We start from the raw sequence: 18953 nt of genomic DNA on the forward strand, positions 1-18953 counted from the left end.
AAAAAATTCCAAGAATTTATATTTTTTGTACACACCTGTGATAAGTCGTGATTAATTATTAAATTTGCATCAGAAACATAAAGTTCATAAGCCATGCAATCCATACTTATCATAGAAGATGACAAAAGAGTGGCCGACCTGCTGAAAGCCGGACTTGAGGAAAGCGGATACCATACGATGGTGGCATACGACGGTGCCATGGGGCTGCGGCTGTTTGCATCCAACAGCTTCAACCTTGTGCTTTCAGACGTTATTCTTCCAAAGCTGGACGGTTTTGAACTTTGCAAGGAGATACGCAAGACCAATGCATCTGTACCCATACTCATGCTGACAGCCCTTGGCTCTACTAACGACAAGCTCGACGGTTTCGATGCCGGAGCCGACGACTACATGGTTAAGCCTTTCGACTTCCGTGAGCTAAACGCACGTATCAAGGCGCTGCTTAAGCGCAACACCAACATCGCGACAGAGCAGCCCGAGGAGCTGAAATATGCCGATCTGACGATAAATCTCAAAAGAAAGGAAGTCTGGCGAAACGGGGTAATGATAAAGCTGTCGCCCAAGGAGTATAACCTGCTGCTGTATCTGACGGAGAATGCCGAGCGCGTGATAAGCCGCACGGAGATTGCGGAGAAAGTATGGAACACCCACTTTGACACGGGTACAAACTTCATCGACGTTTACATAAACTATCTCCGCAAGAAAGTTGACAAAGAATTTGAAATCAAACTAATACACACAAGGCCGGGAATAGGCTTTATCTTCACCGACAAGCCATGAAAATACGCACAGCCCTGACATTAAAGAACACATGCGCCACGGCAGCCGTTTTCCTGCTGTGCACAATATTAATCTATATTGTCAGCGAACATACCCGTAGCAAAACCTTCTTTCATGACCTGAGAAGCGAAGCCATAACAAAGGCACATCTGTTCCTGCAGAACAAGGTTGACCCAAAGACAATGCAGGACATTTACCTTAACAACAAGGAATTTATCAATGAAGTAGAGGTTGCCATTTACACGCCCGACTTCAAGATGCTGTATCACGACGCTGTGCAGAACGACATAATAAAGGAAAACCGCCAGATGATAAGCAGCATCCTGAACAAGAAGGAAATAGAGTTTTATATAGGCAAATATCAGGGCATAGGCATGCTCTACACCCTCAACGGCAAGAACTACATCGTAACGGCTGCCGCCTACGACGGCTACGGATATGCCAACTTGACAAAACTGAAGAATGCACTGCTCATCTTGTTCATCATAGGTCTAACCCTGCTGTTCGCAACAGGCTACATACTTGCACGCACTGCGCTGCGCCCGATAAGGGAGATTGTAAAGGAAGCAGACATCATTACTGCGTCGCAAATATCAAGAAGGCTGCCCGTAAAGAACAGAAAAGACGAACTCGGCGAGCTTTCCACCACATTCAATGCCCTTCTGAACCGCCTAGAAGTTTCGTTCAACGCACAAAAGATGTTCGTCAGCAACGTATCGCACGAGCTGAGAACTCCGCTTGCAGCCCTGATTGCCGAGCTCGACATAGCATCTCAGAAAGAACGCAGCTGCCAGCAATACCGCACGACAATACTAAACGCACTTAACGATGCAAGACGCATGACCAAACTGATTGACGGACTTCTTAATCTTGCCAAGGCCGACTATCAGCAGGAACAGATAAAGATGGAGCACATACGCCTGGATGAACTGCTGCTCGACGTCAGAGAATTTATCCTGAGGGCACACCCTGACTACCATATAGAAATAATATTCGAACAGGAGGAAGCCGAAGACGACAGTCTGATAACCGTAAACGGCAACCATTATCTGCTGTCAATAGCATTCTCAAACCTCATCGAGAACAACTGCAAATATTCGGCCGACCATTCCTCGTTCATACAAATATCCTATTGGGACAAATGCGCAGTGGTGCGCTGTTCTGACGACGGCATGGGAATGTCTGACACCGACAAGCAGCACCTTTTCAAGCTGTTCTACCGCGGCGAACAGGAGAAAGTGGCCGAAGGTCACGGAATAGGCATGGCCCTTTCACAAAAGATTATCCGTCTGCACAGAGGCGATATCGCCGTACATTCGGAAAAAGAAAAGGGCACAACCTTTATAGTTGAGCTTCCGCACATATAGCAGCAACCGGAGAAGGGCGCCAGCACTGACAGCTACAATTCGCCGCCACGCAGTTCACGGCGATGCCAGCCTGCACTTATAACGCCGGCATGAGCTTGCAGCCGCCGTATTATCAGTTCTGACAAAGTCCTGTCATCACCACGTGCCTCAAAATCACAGAACACGACAAACACGCCATCAGCCTCCTTATAGAACAGCTCATTGACCCTTGCCTCGCCAAAAAGCAAGGTGTTCGTTATAATATTCCTTACGGCGTCAAGCGACTCCTTATCACATTCCACCTTTACGGTCAGCGACGCCGCCCCCTCAAACTTTGTTTCGATAAAATGGCATAAAGGCCTGAAAAGGCAATGAGTGACAAGTACACAGGCAACAAGGACCGCCAGCTCTGAGAAGAAGCCGACTCCGGCAAGAGTTCCGCATGCGGCAGAACACCATATCGTGGCAGCCGTATTGAGTCCTCTCACGTTGAATCCGTCTTTCAGAATAAGTCCTCCGCCCAAGAAGCCTATGCCCGAAACTATCTGCGCCGCAACTCTTGAAGGGTCGCCGTTTTGAGACGTTATGGCATACGACAACACCGTGAAAGCGGCAGACCCTACAGAAACAAGAATGTTGGTGCGCAGTCCGGCGTTGCGCTGCCTGCACTGACGCTCCAGCCCGATCAACGCTCCGGCAAGAAAAGCGCTGCCCATCCTTATCAGATAATCAACAAACAGAATCATAAGTTTTTTATGCAAAGTTAGCCCTGCGGCAGCAGAACGGCTGTTAGAAAATCATTAGACCCGGATTAAAATTTTATTAGAACTTTCTCTAATGATTTTCTAATACCGTTCTAATGACATTCTAACGGCCTTACAGAAAAACAATTCCGACTTTTGCAGCGCAAAAAACAATAGTATTAATCTAAAAACACGGATACGCTATGTGGAAGAAAACGCGCAAGATGAAATTAGAATTCAATGCCGAGAAGATTTTTCTGGCATCAGAACTGCCTATGAGCTCTGTGTTCAGCTATTTCCAGACAGCCCCGCAGGGCCTGAACAATGAGGAAGTGGAAAAAAGACAATCGCTTTACGGAAGAAACGAAGTGGAGCATGAAAAGAAGCTGCATCCGCTGACAATGCTTATAAAGGCCTTTATAAATCCCTTCATCGGAGTGCTTACGGCTCTGATAATCATTTCGTATATTATTGATGTATATATCGCCGCTCCCGAGGAAAAAGACTTCACGTCGATAATTATCATAGCCTCGATGGTTATACTCAGCACCATTCTCCGCTTCTGGCAGGAATACAAGGCCAGCGTGTCGAGCGAGGCGCTGCAGAAGATGGTCACCAACACATGCACCGCTAAAAGAGACGACGGCACGGAACACGAGATCGGCATTTCGTCGCTCGTGCCCGGAGACATCGTGAAACTGGCGGCAGGAGACATGATTCCGGCAGACATACGCATCATAGAGACGAAAGACCTCTTTGTAAGTCAGGGCACACTGACAGGAGAGTCGGAGGCTATAGAGAAGAGAGCGGAGGCAAGCGGAGGCGACAGCCGCGGGCGGAGCATAGTGGAACTTGAGAACATCTGCTTCATGGGTTCCAACGTGGTGAGCGGCTCTGCCACGGGCATCGTTGTGTCTACAGGCAACAACACGTATCTCGGCACCATAGCCCGGAGCATTGCCGGCCACCGTGCCTCTACCGCCTTCGACAAAGGCATTGCCAAGGTGAGCATGCTGCTGATACGCTTCATGCTGATAATGGTTCCGTTTGTATTTCTGGTGAACGGCCTGACAAAGGGCGAATGGCTCGACGCCTTCCTCTTTGCGGTGTCTGTAGCCGTGGGCCTTACGCCCGAGATGCTTCCGATGATCGTAACGGTCAACCTGTCGAAGGGTGCCGTTGCCATGTCGCGCAAGAAGACTATTGTGAAAGATCTCAACGCCATACAGAACTTCGGAGCCATGAACATTCTGTGTACCGACAAGACCGGCACGCTGACCTGCGACCAGATTGTGCTCGAGAAGTATATAAACGCCGACGGCACAAGCGACAACAGCAGACGGATACTGCGCCACGCCTACTTCAACAGCTTCTTCCAGACAGGCCTGAAGAACCTTATGGACAAGGCCATACTGTCGCACGTAAGGGAGCTTGAGATGGAATCTGTCAGGGAGAGCTACAAGAAGGTGGACGAGATACCCTTCGACTTCACGCGCCGCAGGATGTCGGTAGTGGTTGAAGACGTCAGCGGCAAGAGACAAATAATAACCAAGGGTGCCGTAGAAGAGATGATGCAGATATGCTCGCACACCGAAGTGGGCAACTGTGTTGTGCCCTTCACGCCCGAATTAAGGGTCAAGGCATACGAGATAAGCAAGCGCATGAACCGCCAGGGACTGCGCGTGCTGGCCGTGGCACACAAGAGTTTTCTGAGCAAGGAGAACAACTTTGCCGTTGAAGACGAGAGCGGCATGGTGCTTATAGGCTTCCTGGCGTTTCTCGATCCGCCCAAGCAGTCGGCGGCCGGAGCCATAAGGCAGCTCCATGCCCACGGAATAGAGGTGAAGGTGGTGTCGGGAGACAACGACGCCGTTGTGCGCACGATATCAAGACAGGTGGGCATCGACACGACAAACGTGCTCACCGGTGCGGAGCTGAGCGCCATGAACGACGAAGAAAAGCGTGAGGCTGTGGCCAGGACAAGGGTGTTTGCCAAGGTAACGCCCATGCAGAAGACCGAGATTATAGCTCTGCTGCAGACTCAGGGCAACACGGTAGGCTTTCTGGGCGACGGCATCAACGACGCTGCAGCCCTGCGTCAGTCGGACATAGGCATATCTGTTGACTCTGCCGTAGACATAGCCAAGGAGAGCGCCGACATAATACTTCTGGAAAAAGACCTCATGGTGCTGGAGAACGGCGTGATAGAAGGGCGCCGCACCTTCGGCAACATAATAAAGTATGTGAAGATGACCGCCGGCTCCAACTTCGGCAACATGTTCAGCGTGATGGCCGCAAGCGCCTTCCTGCCCTTCCTGCCTATGCTCCCGATACACCTGCTCGTGCAGAACCTTTTGTACGACATGTCGCAGACGGCCATACCGTTCGACCGCATGGACGACGACTATCTCAGCAAGCCGCGCCGCTGGGACGCCTCCGACCTGAGCCGCTTCATGATATACACGGGGCCCATAAGCTCCATATTCGACATCACCACCTATCTGCTCATGTGGCATGTGTTCGGGTGCAGCTCGCCCGGCGCCCAGTCGCTGTTCCAGTCGGGATGGTTTGTAGAAGGACTGCTGTCGCAGACACTCATCGTGCACATGATACGCACCAAGAAGATTCCGTTCATACAGAGCCGCGCGTCGTGGCCGGTGATGTGCATGACGCTGGCGATAATGGCGGCAGGAATAATAATACCCTTCACGCGCTTCGGCTCGTGCATCGGACTTACGCCCCTGCCTCTGTCCTACTTTCCCTGGCTGGCGGCAACGCTCATAGCCTACTGCGTGCTGACGCAGGTAGTGAAGGAATGGTATATCAGGCGGTTTAAGAGATGGCTCTGAGCAGATGAACAAGATTGCATGCCTCATCATCGCGGCAGCGGCATACGGCTGCTGCCGCGCCACGGCACAAGACATCAGCGCGCAACTTACAGCCGAGATGCAGGCCGACGCCGGGGGACACACCAACATGTCGAGCCTGCTGCGCATTGACTTCATGCAGCCTTTATGCAAAGGCGTAAGGCTCGATATGGCAGTCATAAGCATAGCAAGGACGCGCAGCGGGGGCATAGACGACAGCCGTCAGGGCTTCTCAAACATCGACGAAGACAACACCACGCTGGCTCCGGCCGTGGCCGGACTGACCTTTACATCGGGCGGCAGCATGCTGTTTGCCGGCATACGCAACATGAACGAAGACTACTTCACGTCGCACTTCATGTCTCTCTTCACCAACAGCTCGTGCGGCATATTCCCAACCATATCGGCCAACTACCGCATAGCCAACTATCCGCTGGCGTCCATGGGCATTCATCTTGAGCGGAAAATAAGTGAGCTGACCATAATGGCATCGGTCTACAACGGCGTGGGATACAAGAGTTTTTCGGGCCGTCAGAATGTTTTCAGGCTTTGTCCTGAATCCGACGGACTGTTTTCAATATTATCCGTAAATTATCAAAACAATGGCAGCACTTTTAATATTGGAGCTAACCTGCATTATGGCAATAACGTGTCTTATGAGGAACTTGCAGGCACCGCGACGGCAGAAAAGGCGCAGAAGACGCAGAAGAAGACAGCAACAGGGGCTGTATGGGGATATGCCGAGCTGATGATTGCGCCGCGGATGTGCGCCATCATGCAGTATTCGGCCAACCCGTCAAAGGGCGTCATCTGCCGGAGATATGCAGGCATAGGACTCGTAAGGACGATGCGCAATGCCGAACTGGGCGTCTTTGCCGACCGCGCCGTGTATAAGGACGAAACCGAATGGGCGGCGGAACTTACGTGTCGGATAAACTGCTTAGGCAGGGGATATCTGCAGCCTGCGATACATCTGATAAAGAACTCTGACGGGGCTTACTGCGCAGGACTGCTGCGGATGAGCTACACGATATGAACCGACGATGCTGACCGCGGCGGCTGAGCATGGCGGCTGTATAACGCTACGCATCATCAGCTGCATGTATGAAACAGAAATGCGTGCCGTCGTGCATGTCTGAAATGCGAAAAAAACGTACAAAACGCCAACCGGTTAACGCCTCTAGAATAGCGATGCTCATCACGGCGCTGCTGTTTTGGCCAAAAAACGGCCAAAATAAGCATCTTCAGTTAAGCCGTTGATATATTGCGCTTTACATATTTCACGCCGCCAACCGGCAGCTTTAAAAAGTGAAAATCAGGCATTTTTTATGCCAAAAGCTATGCTTTTGCAACACAAAATGTGCCCTTTGAGCATTCAAAACGTATGCTTTCAAGGCACAAAAAGTGCCTGCTCTGCATCATCATCACGCCAAAACGCAAACAGATGTTAACAAAACAGCATACTACGCCCTGCCCGTTTAACCTTCATTAACCTTCAATTTTCCAGATAAGAAAAAACTTTTGTCCTGATATTTTACTTACGGACATGCCGGCGGCTGCATAAATCTGCAACGCGAATGCAACAGTCTGAAGCCGGCAGCGGCACGCATACGTCATCAGCCGGTGAGGCAGACCGATGCATGCCGTTATCGGTAAAAATGACGCAAAAATAGGCATTTATGTAAAAATGGTACTTTTTTCTGTAATACGGATAGCGCGTCAACGGGATAATAAATATAACTTTGCAGAGCAAAGAGCAGCCGGAGCATGCACGGCAGACAGGCATACGGCGGCGCAACCGCTACCGGCAGGGACTGAAAAAACAACAAATAACACTATATGTATATGAAAACGTTAATAGCATTGGCAGCCGCGCTGCTGTTCAACTTGTGCGCGCAGGCTCAGCCTAAAGTTTACTTTACCAAAGAGATTTCGCCCGAAGCACTCGTGCGCATATACAAGGCCCTGGGCAAGGAGGCCAAAGGCCGAGTGGCCGTAAAGATAAGCACGGGCGAGGCCGGAGGCAACAATTATCTTAAGCCTACGCTCATACGCAACCTCGTAGACGAGGTGGGCGGCACCATCGTAGAGTGCAACACGGCATATGCCGGCAGCCGCAACACGTCAGAGGCTCACTGGAAAACGATACATGAGCACGGCTTCGACTCTATCTTTGCCGTCGACATCATGGACGAATACGGCGACATAAGGATTCCGGTGAAGGACAAGAAGCACATAAAATACGACATCGTGGGCGCACATCTGGCCAACTACGACTTTATGATAAACCTGGCCCACTTCAAGGGTCATGCCATGGGAGGCTTCGGCGGAGTGCTTAAAAACCAGTCGATAGGCGTGGCATCGAGCGCAGGCAAGGCGTACATACACACCGCAGGCAAGGTGCAGAGCCAGGAGGAACTGTGGAACAACCTGCCCGCACAAGACTATTTTCTTGAGAGCATGGCGGCAGCTGCCCAGGCCGTGGCCGACTATTTCGACGGAAACATCATATACATCAACGTGATGAACAACATGAGCGTCGACTGCGACTGCGACAGTCATCCTGCCGCTCCGGCCATAAAGGACATGGGCATAATGGCATCGCTCGACCCCGTGGCACTCGACCAGGCATGCCTCGACAAGATTTTTAACCACAAAGCCTCTGCCGGCGACGACAACAAGCCGCTCATAGAGCGCATCAACCGCCAGCACGGCACATACATAACCGACTATGCGGAGAAGATAGGGCTTGGCAGCAAGACCTACACTCTCGTAGATATAGACAATTAATAACTTCTTCTACAACTGAATGAGCCGGACGGGACCCGGCAGAACACCTGCTCCAATAGCCAGAATCGTTGAAATACCGACTGACAAGTCGAATCCTAATTTTGTCCTCCAACAACGGCTGACCGCAGGAGCCGGCATCTGCCTGTCCCACCGGCTTTTATCACAGACACATCATCAGCAAGACAAACTTATGAACAAGACATTTTTTTCAGCCTTATTCATCGCCTTAACTGTTACAACATCACACGCACAGACCGACTCGCTCACATATCAGCTCGACAACATTGTCGTAACGGGCACGCGCAGCACAGCCAGCATAGGGCATCTGCCTGCCACGGTTACGGTGGTGGGCCGCGAGACTCTCACAGAGACTCAGCGCACAAGCGTGCTGCCCACCCTTGCCGAATATGTGCCCGGACTGTTTGTCACCTCGCGCGGAATGCTCGGCTATGGCGTAAGCGACGGTGCTGCCGGCACTATCTCTATGCGCGGACTCAGCAGCTCGCAGGGCCGCTTCATGGTGCTAATCGACGGCCATCCGCAATATCAGGGCATCTTCGGCCACTCCATAAGCGACTCTTATCAGACCATGCTGGCCGACCATGTCGAGGTGATGCGCGGCCCGGCCTCAACGCTCTACGGCTCCAACGCCATGGGCGGAGTTATAAACATCGTAACCAGAAAGATGAAGTCAGACGGCGTAAAGACCGACGTACATCTCGGCGGAGGCTCTTACGGCACGTTCCAGGGCGAGCTGACCAACCGCATAAGGAGCGGCAGGTTTTACAGCGTTGTGTCGGGACAATATGCCCGCACCGACAACAACAGGCCGCGCATGGGCTTCGAGCAGTATGGCGGATACGTCAAGCTGGGCTACGACATGTCGCAACATTGGTCGGCATACGCAGACATCAACCTCACCCACTTCAACGCCTCTTATCCCGGAAGCGTGCAGGTGCCCGTCTATGACGCACGCCAATGGATTACGCGCGGCGTGGCATCTGTAGTTGTGAGCAACGACTACGGCAGCACATCGGGAGCCGTCAGCGCCTATTACAACTTCGGACGGCACAAGATCAACGACGGATATGAGGACGGCGAGCAGCCCAAGGACTATTACTTCAGGTCGGACGACGCTCTCGCCGGACTGTCGGTATATCAGAATATCAGGCTGCTGCGGGGCAACCTGACCACCATAGGACTCGACTATCAGCACATCTACGGCAAAGCCTGGAACCGCGACAGGGCTTCGGGCGAGACTACTTCAGTCATAGGTCATGAGAATGAGAACGAGATAGCAGGCTACGTTGACATAAGCCAAGACCTGCTTTCGTGGCTCACACTGAGCGCCGGAATACGCCTCGACCACCACTCGCAGTCGGGCACTGAGTGGATTCCGCGCGGCGGCATTGTGTCGAGAGTTATAAGAAACGGCGAGATAAAGGCCATGGTGAGCAAGGGTTTCCGCAATCCGTCGATACGCGAGATGTATTTTTGGAAACCCGCCAACGACGAGTTGCGCCCCGAACGCATAATGAACTACGAGCTTTCGTGGTCTCACAAGCTGCCGTCGGCAGGCCTAAGCTACGGCGTCAACCTCTATTACATGAAGGGCAGCAACATCATCCAGCAGCAGATGGTGGACGGACGGCCAATGAACGTGAACACGGGAGCCATTGAAAACAGCGGCGCCGAACTCGACCTTAGCTGGAGAATAAACAGCTGCTGGCAGGTGAACGGCAACTACAGTCTGCTGCACATGCACAATCCTGTTGTGGGAGCGCCCGAGTCTAAGCTGTGGCTCGGAGCTAACTATAAGTCGGGACGATGGAACGTAAACGGCGGACTGCAGTATATCAGCGGCCTTTACACCCAGACCGGCGCCGACGAAGTGAAGGAAAACGTTGCCCTGCTCAACGCAACCGTAAGCTACAGAGCTTGCCGAATGATGCAGCTGTGGGTAAAGGGCGAGAACCTTCTGGCACAGAAATATGAAATCAACTACGGCTACCCTATGCCAAAGGCAACGTTCATGGCAGGCGTAAACCTGTCTTTCTGAATATAGCCGCCAGCCCGGACGATATCCCAAACATTCACTGCCGGCTAAAAGCGGATTACAGAATAATAAAAAAAACATAAACTTACACCGCCTAATGGGTGCAAAGAGAGAGAATAAAAAGAATTTATATTATTTTTGCATTGCGAACAAAACAAGAAAAACATTATGATTGGAACACCTGAACTTATTTTAATCGTGCTGGCGCTGGTGCTGCTCTTCGGCGCAAAGAAGATACCCGAACTGATGAAGGGTCTCGGACAAGGCGTCAAGAGCTTTAAGGACGGCATGAACGGCAAGATAGACGACACTGCTGAAGACAAGGAGAAGAAGAAGGACGAATGAGCAACGCTGAAAGCAACAGCGGCAAGCCGCAGACGTTCTGGGATCATCTCGAGGAGTTAAGGGGATGCATCCTGCGCATGCTTGCGGCGGCAGCAGCGGCAGCGGCCGCAGCCTTCGGCTTCAAGGAAGAGCTGTTCGGCATAGTGCTTGCTCCTGCCGACCCTGACTTCATAACCTACAGGATACTGGGCGCGGAGCCGTTTAAGTTTCAACTGATAAACACCGGGCTGACAGAGCAGTTCATGATACATCTGAAGACGGCGTTGGCCGCAGGTCTGCTCATAGCCTCGCCCTACATTCTGTATCTGCTGTTCAGATTTGTGTCTCCGGCTCTGTATGACAACGAGCGGCGCTACTCTGTAAGCATCACCCTTTGGGCCTACGCCATGTTCCTTATGGGCGTTGCCGTCAACTATTTTGTAGTGTTTCCTCTCACCGTCCGTTTTCTCGGCACCTATCAGGTAAGCGCTGCAGTGATGAACATGCTCAGCATAAGCTCGTATATGGACACCCTCCTGGGCATGAGCCTCGTCATGGGCGCCGTGTTCGAGATACCGGTGATAAGCTGGCTTCTGGCCCGCTTCGGACTTCTCAAGGCCCGCTGGATGTCACACTATCGCCGCCACGCCATAATAGTGATACTCATCCTTGCCGCCGTGATAACGCCTACATCCGACATGTTCACCATGCTTATCGTCTCGCTGCCTATATGGCTGCTCTATGAGGCAAGCATAATGATAGTGAGAATTACCGAAAAGAAACAATAATAATCTGAAAACAATATCTATAAACCATGCTAAGGAAAATAAGAATCTTGCTGGCAGCAGTAACCTTCACTCTGATTACGCTGCTCTTTCTCGACCTGACAGGCTCGCTGCACGCATGGCTCGGATGGCTGGCCAAGATACAGTTCTGGCCTGCCGTGCTGGCTTTGAACGTGGCTGTAGTGGCCGGTCTTCTGATTTTAACACTGATATTCGGGCGCATCTACTGCTCCGTAATATGTCCGCTGGGCATAATGCAGGACCTCATATCAGCCCTGCACGGCAGACGAAAGCGCAACCGCTTCAGCTTCTCGCCCGAAAAGCGCTGGCTGCGCTACGGCGTGCTGGTGGTGTTTCTTGCGTCATGCGTTGCCGGAATCAACGTAATCGTGTCGCTGCTTGCGCCCTACAGTTCTTACGGCCGTATGGTCAACAGCATCTTGCGCCCCGTATGGACGGCAGGCAACAACGTGCTGGCATCGCTTGCCGAACGCATGGACAGCTACGCCTTCTACAGCGTTGACGTGTGGATGCGCAGCCTGCCTACGCTCATAATTGCCGCCGTAACGTTCGTGATTATTGCCGTGCTGGCATGGCGCGGGGGCAGAACTTACTGCAACACAATATGCCCCGTTGGCACAATTCTGAGTTTCTTTGCACGTTTCTCGTGGTTCAAGATCAGCATTGACGGCAACAAATGCATAAGCTGCCGCCTCTGCGAGAAGAACTGCAAGGCGTCGGCCATCGACGTAAAGACAGGACGCATTGACTATAGCCGCTGCGTGGTGTGCGGCAACTGCATAGGCAAATGTAATAAGGATGCCATAAGATATATTCACCCGGCTAAAGCTGAGGCACGCAAAGCAGAAGCCAAGCATGAAGGAGGAAACGAAAGCAGCAGCATTGACAGCGGCAGAAGATCGTTCCTGCTCGGTGCAGCAATAGCAACTACGGCTGCGGCGCTGGCTCAGGAGAAGAAGAAGGTGGACGGCGGACTGGCTGTTATTGAGGACAAGGTGCAGCCCGAACGCGCCACGCCGATAACTCCTCCCGGCTCTATGTCTGCACGCCACATGGCCCAGCACTGCACGGCATGCCAGCTCTGCGTGTCGGCATGTCCCAACGACGTGCTGCGTCCGTCGTCTGACTTGTCAAAACTGATGCAGCCTACAATGTCGTATGAGCGCGGCTACTGCCGCCCCGAATGCACCCGATGCAGCGATGTGTGCCCTACGGGTGCCATCAAGCCGATAACACGCGAGGACAAGTCGGCCACACAGATAGGACATGCCGTATGGATAAAGAAAAACTGCGTGAGCGTTACTGACGGCGTTGCCTGCGGCAACTGTGCCCACCACTGCCCCGTGGGAGCAATAACGATGATACCGCTCCACCCCGGCACCGACTCAAAGCTGACCATTCCTGCAGTGAACGAGGCGAGATGCATCGGCTGCGGAGCGTGCGAAAACCTCTGTCCGGCACGTCCGTTCAGCGCCATCTATGTTGAGGGACACGAAGTTCACCGCACGGTATAGCTTCACCCCGATGTCTCTTTATCAACAACTAAAAAACAATTACCGTTATGAGTAAAGACATAAACAGAAGAAGTTTTCTGAAACTGCTCGGAGGCGGAGCCGTGGCCACATCGGCACTGCTCACCGCCTGCAAGGGCAACGACAATAAATCCACTGCCGCCAAGGAACCGCCCAAGGGCAAGATGACCTACCGCACCAACCCCAAGACCGGCGAGAAGGTGTCCATCCTGGGCTACGGCATGATGCGCCTGCCGGTGGTGGGAGGCAACGACGCCAAGAAGAAGGAAGGCGAGGTTACGCCCATAGACCAGGAAATGGTGAACCGCCAGATTGACTACGCGCTGGAGCACGGCGTCAACTACTTCGACACGTCACCAGCCTACTGCCAGGGACAGTCGGAGCGTGCCACGGGCATTGCCCTGAAGCGTCATCCGCGCAACAAATACTTCATTGCCACCAAGCTCTCCAACTTTAACCCAGAGACATGGACGCGCAAGGCATCTATCGAGATGTTTGAAAACTCTCTGAAGGAGCTTCAGACCGACTATGTCGACTATCTGCTGCTGCACGCCATCGGACAGGGCAAAGACTCGCTTGCCACATTCAACGGCCGCTATATGGACAACGGCATACTCGACTGGCTCGTGGAGCAGCGCGAGAAAGGACGCATACGCAACCTCGGCCTCTCTTACCACGGCGATGTCAAGATATTCGACCTGATGCTAAAATGGCACGACGAAGGCAAGTATCACTGGGACTTCGTGCAGATAGAGCTTAACTATCTCGACTGGAACTACGCCAACGAAATCAATCCAGTGAACACTGATGCCGTATATCTCTACAACGAACTGAAAAAACGCAACATACCGGCAATAATCATGGAGCCGCTGCTGGGCGGACGACTCGCCAACGTGCCCGACCCTATCGTGGCCAAGATGAAGGAGCGCGAGCCCGAGAACAGCGTGGCCAGCTGGGCATTCCGTTTTGCGGGCACTCCCGACGGCGTGCTCACCGTGCTGAGCGGCATGACGTATATGGAGCACCTGAAAGACAACCTCTGCACCTACTCGCCGCTGAAACCGCTCACAAAGGAGGAAGAGGCGTTCCTGATGGAGATTGCCAACGACATATACAACCTGAACACGATACCTTGCAACGAGTGCAACTACTGCATGCCCTGCCCCTACGGCATAGACATACCTGCGGTGCTGTCTCACTATAACCGCTGCATCAAGGAGGGCAACATGCCCAACAAGGGCAGTCAGGACCCCGACTACCGCCGTGCGCGCCGCGCCTTCCTCATAGGCTACGACCGCAGCGTGCCGCGCCTGCGCCAGGCATCCCACTGCATTGGCTGTGGCCAGTGTGTTGAACATTGTCCGCAGGGCATCAAGATTCCGGAAGAGATGCACCGTATTGACAAATTCGTGGAGGAGCTGAAGCAGAATGGATAAGCTCATCAGCATGCTCGGCCATGACGGCTGCCGCGGAGTGATGCGCTCACCGGGCGGCAAGACCATTGTGTTCAGACGCAGAGGTGTGGCAGACCTCTTCGATGCCGTAACCTCTCATCCCGACCTTACGCAGGGCGCCTCGGTAGCCGACAAGGTTATCGGACTTGGTGCGGCTTTCCTGCTCGTCAAGGGCGGCGTGGCCGAAGTATACGCCGAAGTCATCAGCCGGCCGGCTGTCAGCAAACTGCAAGATGCCGGAATAAGCCTCAGCTACGGCAAGACTGTAGAGCACATTATCAACCGCGAAGGCACCGGAATATGCCCCGTTGAACAACTGACATCTACAGCCCAATCGGCCGACGAGGCATGGAAACTAATTAAAGAATTCATAAAGCGTAATTCATAATTCACAATTAATAATTAATGGAAACAACAATATCACAGATACAACAGCTTAGCTACCGCGAAGGCAAGACCTACGCCCAGGCTGCTGCGTTCGTGGCAGGCAACATCCTGCTGCCTCAACTGTGCCACATGCTGCCGCAGGGCGGACTGGTGTGGCTGCCAATATACTTTTTCACGCTCATTGCAGCCTACCGCTACGGCATCACCGCCGGACTGCTCACGGCCATAGCCTCGCCGTTGGTAAACAATATGATGTTCGGCATGCCGCCGGCACCCATGCTGCCGATAATATTAATCAAGTCGGGCCTGCTCGCCCTTGCCGCTGCTGCCGTTGCATCGCGCTGCAGGAAGGTAAGCATAGTAGCCGTAGCCGCAGCTATTGTTATATATCAGGCCATAGGCACAATGGCCGAATGGGGCATGACTGGCTCGATGGCTGCCGCCCTTCAGGACCTGCGCCTCGGCTGGCCCGGTCTGCTCGTTCAGCTGTTCGGCGGATATGCCCTGCTGAAACTCATGGCACGCAAGGCCCGCTGACAAGACAACGCACAGCATATCACGGACAAAAAGCCAAGATAAATAGGACAAGAAGTCTTTTTAGATAAAAACCTGCCACTCGCCACATCTGCAAGTAACTCCCTGAAAAAGTTACTTAAAGATGTGGCAAGTTGTTTTTTACTCCATCACGAAACACCAAAAAGACGCCTGCCAAAACAGCCTGTCATATAAAACGGCAAAAAATCATAAGAAAAACGCACCGTTTTCATTAACAAACACTCAAAACAAAAGCAAATAAAACGCCGACCGTAAGCAAAACAAAGTGTATTGCTTTCAAATCATTAACCTATCGTTTACGGGTCAGAAACGGGCCACTTTTGATGTGAAAGTGGCCCGTTTTTTCATCAAAAACAAGTGCTTTATAACTCCCCAGCCACACGTTCTCAAAATATGCCCGAGCTGCTCGCGATTAATACGCAATCTACATATACCATTTTCTCATTGCATCCGCAATATTATCAGCACGAGACAACTATACCGAAATCATTATTTTGTCTGTGAAGTTTATAAAAAAAATTAATTTGCTTTGCATTGTAAGGCTCATGCTATATATTTGCACAAAAAATTTTCATTAACGCAGCAAGGGCTGAAGCAACATCCCGGCTTGTTTAACACTGTCACATAACGCACAAAAGAAATGATGAAACGCCAAGGCAACATACTGATATGCATGCTGCTGTCACTGATGATGGTGGCCGGCGGAGTTGGTTTTGTGATTGTGAAATGCTGCTGCAAGAGCAACACGGCGCAGACCGAATGCCGCAGCACATGCTGCCGGCAGTGCGACAGGCTGCACATGGAAGCAAAGTCGTGTGCCGAAACAGTGGTGATGAAACTGTGGCCGACAACCACGGGGCAGCAAAAGCCGGCAAGCGTGCCTGACGCTCAGGCCACGATGCTGCCGCCATACAGCATTGCCTCATACTGTCAGGCGCCCGCTTCAGCATATCTCATCTGCCGGTATGCGCCAAGACTGCTGCACGCTCCGCCACGGCTATATCTGGCCATGATAAGAGTGCTGATAATCTGATTTTATCCTGTTTTTTATCATAATATTTTTTACTCACCCTTAAGTCAGGCGCCCAAGTATGCGCGCCTGACCATATCATGCATGGCTGAAGCCTCTGCAGCAACGAGGCGCCACCAAGGCACGACGGGGGAGACAAAGACATAACGGCTGAGGCACAGACAGCACGCAGCCGAAAACTAAAGAACAATAAAAAAACGGATAAAAGCAAGAATTACTGATGAACATAAGACTTACTGCTGCAGGAGCCGCACTGGCAGCCTGCACCACAATATGCGCCGGCAATGGCCCGGCCTCACTGACCACAGACAGCATAAGCCATAACGACAGCATACACCGCGAAAGCTCGCTGGGCGAGGTGGCTGTGGTGGCGCGCCGTGCCGGAACGACACGCATGGGCGGAGCCGTAAACGGATTCAACCTGAACCGCGAGGAGCTGTTCCGCGCGGCATGCTGCAACCTTGGCGAGAGCTTCACCACAAACCCTGCCGTAGACGTGAGCTACAACGACGCCACGACGGGCGCAAGGCAGATAAAACTGCTGGGACTGGCCGGCACCTACGTGCAGATGATGACCGAGAACATGCCCAACTTCCGCGGTGCGGCAGCGCCCTATGCGCTGGGCTACGTGCCCGGCCCTTGGATGAAGGGCATACAGGTGTCTAAGGGTGCGGCGTCGGTGAAGAACGGCTACGAGGCCATAACAGGACAGATAAACGTAGACTACAAGAAACCCGAGGACGAAGAGGGCATAGAGGTAAACCTCTTCGGCGACACAAAGAGCCGCATAGAGGCCAACGCCGATGCCAACCTGCACATAAACAAGCAGCTGAGCACGGAGGTGCTGATGCACTACGAGAACAGCTTTGAGAATCACGACGACAACGGCGACGGCTTCTACGACAAGCCGAAGGTGGAGCAATATAACCTGCAGAACAGATGGCTCTGGGCAGGAGAAAAGTATATATTCCACGGAGGCATAGGCGCACTGAAGGAGCACCGCAACGGCGGACAGACAGGCCATCGCGGCAACGACGGCGCCGAACTGTTCAGGATAGGGCTCGACACGGAGCGGTATGAGGCCTACATGAAGCACGCCTTCATCATAGACCGCCACAAGGGCACCAACATAGCCCTCATGGCATCGGGCTCGATGCACATGCTCGACGCCGGATACGGACACAAGACATATGACGTGAACGAGAAGAACGTGTATGCATCGCTGGTGTTTGAGACCAACTTCACCAAGATGCACAACCTGTCGGCCGGACTGAGCCTCAACCACGACTATCTGGGACAGACCGTGCGCATGGTGAACGACAAGGAGGCATCGCCCGTAAGGATGAACGAGAAGGAGACCGTGCCCGGCATATATGCCCAATATACATTCAACCTCGACCACCGGCTGACAGCCATGGCGGGCATAAGGGCCGACCACAGTTCGGTGTACGGCACATTCGTAACGCCGCGCCTGCACCTGAAATACATGCCCACCGACATACTTACGCTGCGCCTCTCGGCAGGCAAGGGCTACCGCACACCGCACGCTCTGGCCGAAAACAACTATCTGCTAGCGAGCGGACGCCGGCTCGTGATAGACGACCTTGAGCAGGAGGAGGCATGGAACTACGGGGCGAGTGCCGCACTGAACATTCCGCTGCTGGGTGAGACGCTGAAGCTCAACGCCGAATACTACTACACACGCTTCACGGCGCAGGCCGTAACCGACTATGACACCGACCCGGGCGTGATACACATAGGCAACCTGAACGGCAAGTCGTATTCGCACACGCTGCAGATAGACGCCACCTACCCCATATTCAAGGGCATGACGCTCACGGCTGCCTACCGTCTGAACGACGTGAAGGCCACCTACGGCGGCCGACTGCTCGAAAAACCGCTGACAAGCAAGTACAAGGGACTTATCACTGCATCATACAAGACGCCGCTCGGCCTGTGGCAGTTTGACGCCACGCTGCAGCTCAACGGCGGCGGACGGATGCCCGATCCTTACGAACTTCCGGACGGCACAATGTCGTGGAACAAGCGCTTCGGCTCATACGAGCAGCTCAGCGCACAGATAACGCGCTGGTTCCGCCACTGGTCGGTATACGTCGGAGGCGAAAACCTTACCGGCTTCACCCAGAAGACATCTATCTACGGTGCCGACAATCCATGGGGCACGGGCTTCGAGCCTACGCTTGTATGGGGCCCAGTGCACGGCCGCATGTTCTATGCCGGAGTGAGGATAAACATCGGAAGGATGTAGTAAACCGAACAAAG

General features: G+C 52.9%; 15 protein-coding genes. 14 read left to right on the forward strand and 1 reads right to left on the reverse strand.

Annotated features, from left to right (window positions below):
* Nucleotides 1-93 precede the first annotated feature (93 nt).
* Both EJL04_RS09890 and EJL04_RS09895 read left to right on the forward strand, forming a co-directional pair.
* Nucleotides 94-780: a response regulator transcription factor gene (locus EJL04_RS09890; protein ID WP_021853417.1), complete on the forward strand. Its 687-nt coding sequence runs from the start codon at nt 94-96 to the stop codon at nt 778-780.
* Nucleotides 777-2147 (forward strand): HAMP domain-containing sensor histidine kinase, encoded by a 1371-nt coding sequence (locus EJL04_RS09895; RefSeq protein ID WP_125104827.1) that lies wholly within the window; start codon nt 777-779, stop codon nt 2145-2147. The genes EJL04_RS09890 and EJL04_RS09895 overlap by 4 nt, the downstream gene beginning before the upstream one ends.
* A 32-nt stretch (nt 2148-2179) precedes the next feature.
* Here EJL04_RS09895 and EJL04_RS09900 read toward each other — a convergent pair whose 3' ends face one another.
* Complete coding sequence (locus tag EJL04_RS09900; protein ID WP_021853419.1) at nt 2180-2872, reverse strand: MgtC/SapB family protein; 693 nt, start codon at nt 2870-2872, stop codon at nt 2180-2182.
* Between the two features lie 200 nt (nt 2873-3072).
* On the opposite strand from EJL04_RS09900, the gene mgtA reads away from it, so the two are divergent.
* The 12 genes from mgtA (at nt 3073) to EJL04_RS09960 (ending at nt 18939) form a co-directional block, all read left to right on the forward strand.
* On the forward strand, nt 3073-5718 hold the full coding sequence (gene mgtA / locus EJL04_RS09905) for a magnesium-translocating P-type ATPase (protein WP_125104828.1): 2646 nt from the start codon (nt 3073-3075) through the stop codon (nt 5716-5718).
* A gap of 4 nt (nt 5719-5722) precedes the next feature.
* Nucleotides 5723-6772 (forward strand): carbohydrate porin, encoded by a 1050-nt coding sequence (locus EJL04_RS09910; protein ID WP_125104829.1) that lies wholly within the window; start codon nt 5723-5725, stop codon nt 6770-6772.
* Nucleotides 6773-7581: 809 nt separating this feature from the next.
* Nucleotides 7582-8526 (forward strand): DUF362 domain-containing protein, encoded by a 945-nt coding sequence (locus EJL04_RS09915; RefSeq protein ID WP_021853422.1) that lies wholly within the window; start codon nt 7582-7584, stop codon nt 8524-8526.
* Nucleotides 8527-8716: 190 nt separating this feature from the next.
* The gene (locus tag EJL04_RS09920) at nt 8717-10585 is read left to right on the forward strand and encodes a TonB-dependent receptor plug domain-containing protein (RefSeq protein ID WP_125104830.1); all 1869 of its coding nucleotides are present in this window, start codon (nt 8717-8719) and stop codon (nt 10583-10585) included.
* Between the two features lie 165 nt (nt 10586-10750).
* On the forward strand, nt 10751-10927 hold the full coding sequence (locus EJL04_RS09925) for a Sec-independent protein translocase subunit TatA/TatB (protein ID WP_021853424.1): 177 nt from the start codon (nt 10751-10753) through the stop codon (nt 10925-10927).
* Entirely contained in the window at nt 10924-11694 is a 771-nt protein-coding gene (gene tatC / locus EJL04_RS09930) for a twin-arginine translocase subunit TatC (protein ID WP_125104831.1), read from the forward strand. Before EJL04_RS09925 ends, tatC begins: the two co-directional genes overlap by 4 nt.
* Before the next feature lie 26 nt (nt 11695-11720).
* Nucleotides 11721-13226, forward strand: a complete 1506-nt coding sequence (locus EJL04_RS09935) for a 4Fe-4S binding protein (protein WP_125104832.1) — start codon at nt 11721-11723, stop codon at nt 13224-13226.
* A gap of 47 nt (nt 13227-13273) precedes the next feature.
* Nucleotides 13274-14680, forward strand: coding sequence for an aldo/keto reductase (locus EJL04_RS09940; RefSeq protein ID WP_125104833.1), 1407 nt, complete (start codon nt 13274-13276; stop codon nt 14678-14680).
* Nucleotides 14673-15086: a DUF1893 domain-containing protein gene (locus EJL04_RS09945; RefSeq protein WP_125104834.1), complete on the forward strand. Its 414-nt coding sequence runs from the start codon at nt 14673-14675 to the stop codon at nt 15084-15086. Before EJL04_RS09940 ends, EJL04_RS09945 begins: the two co-directional genes overlap by 8 nt.
* A 17-nt stretch (nt 15087-15103) precedes the next feature.
* Entirely contained in the window at nt 15104-15622 is a 519-nt protein-coding gene (locus tag EJL04_RS09950) for an ECF transporter S component (protein ID WP_125104835.1), read from the forward strand.
* Nucleotides 15623-16280: 658 nt separating this feature from the next.
* Nucleotides 16281-16673, forward strand: coding sequence for a hypothetical protein (locus EJL04_RS09955; protein WP_125104836.1), 393 nt, complete (start codon nt 16281-16283; stop codon nt 16671-16673).
* A gap of 217 nt (nt 16674-16890) precedes the next feature.
* A complete protein-coding gene (locus EJL04_RS09960) occupies nt 16891-18939 on the forward strand; it encodes a TonB-dependent receptor plug domain-containing protein (protein ID WP_125104837.1) in 2049 nt (682 codons plus the stop codon).
* The last annotated feature ends 14 nt before the right edge of the window (nt 18940-18953 follow it).

Origin of the sequence: Prevotella marseillensis (genome assembly GCF_900625065.1) — a bacterium.
GTDB lineage: Bacteria > Bacteroidota > Bacteroidia > Bacteroidales > Bacteroidaceae > Prevotella > Prevotella rara.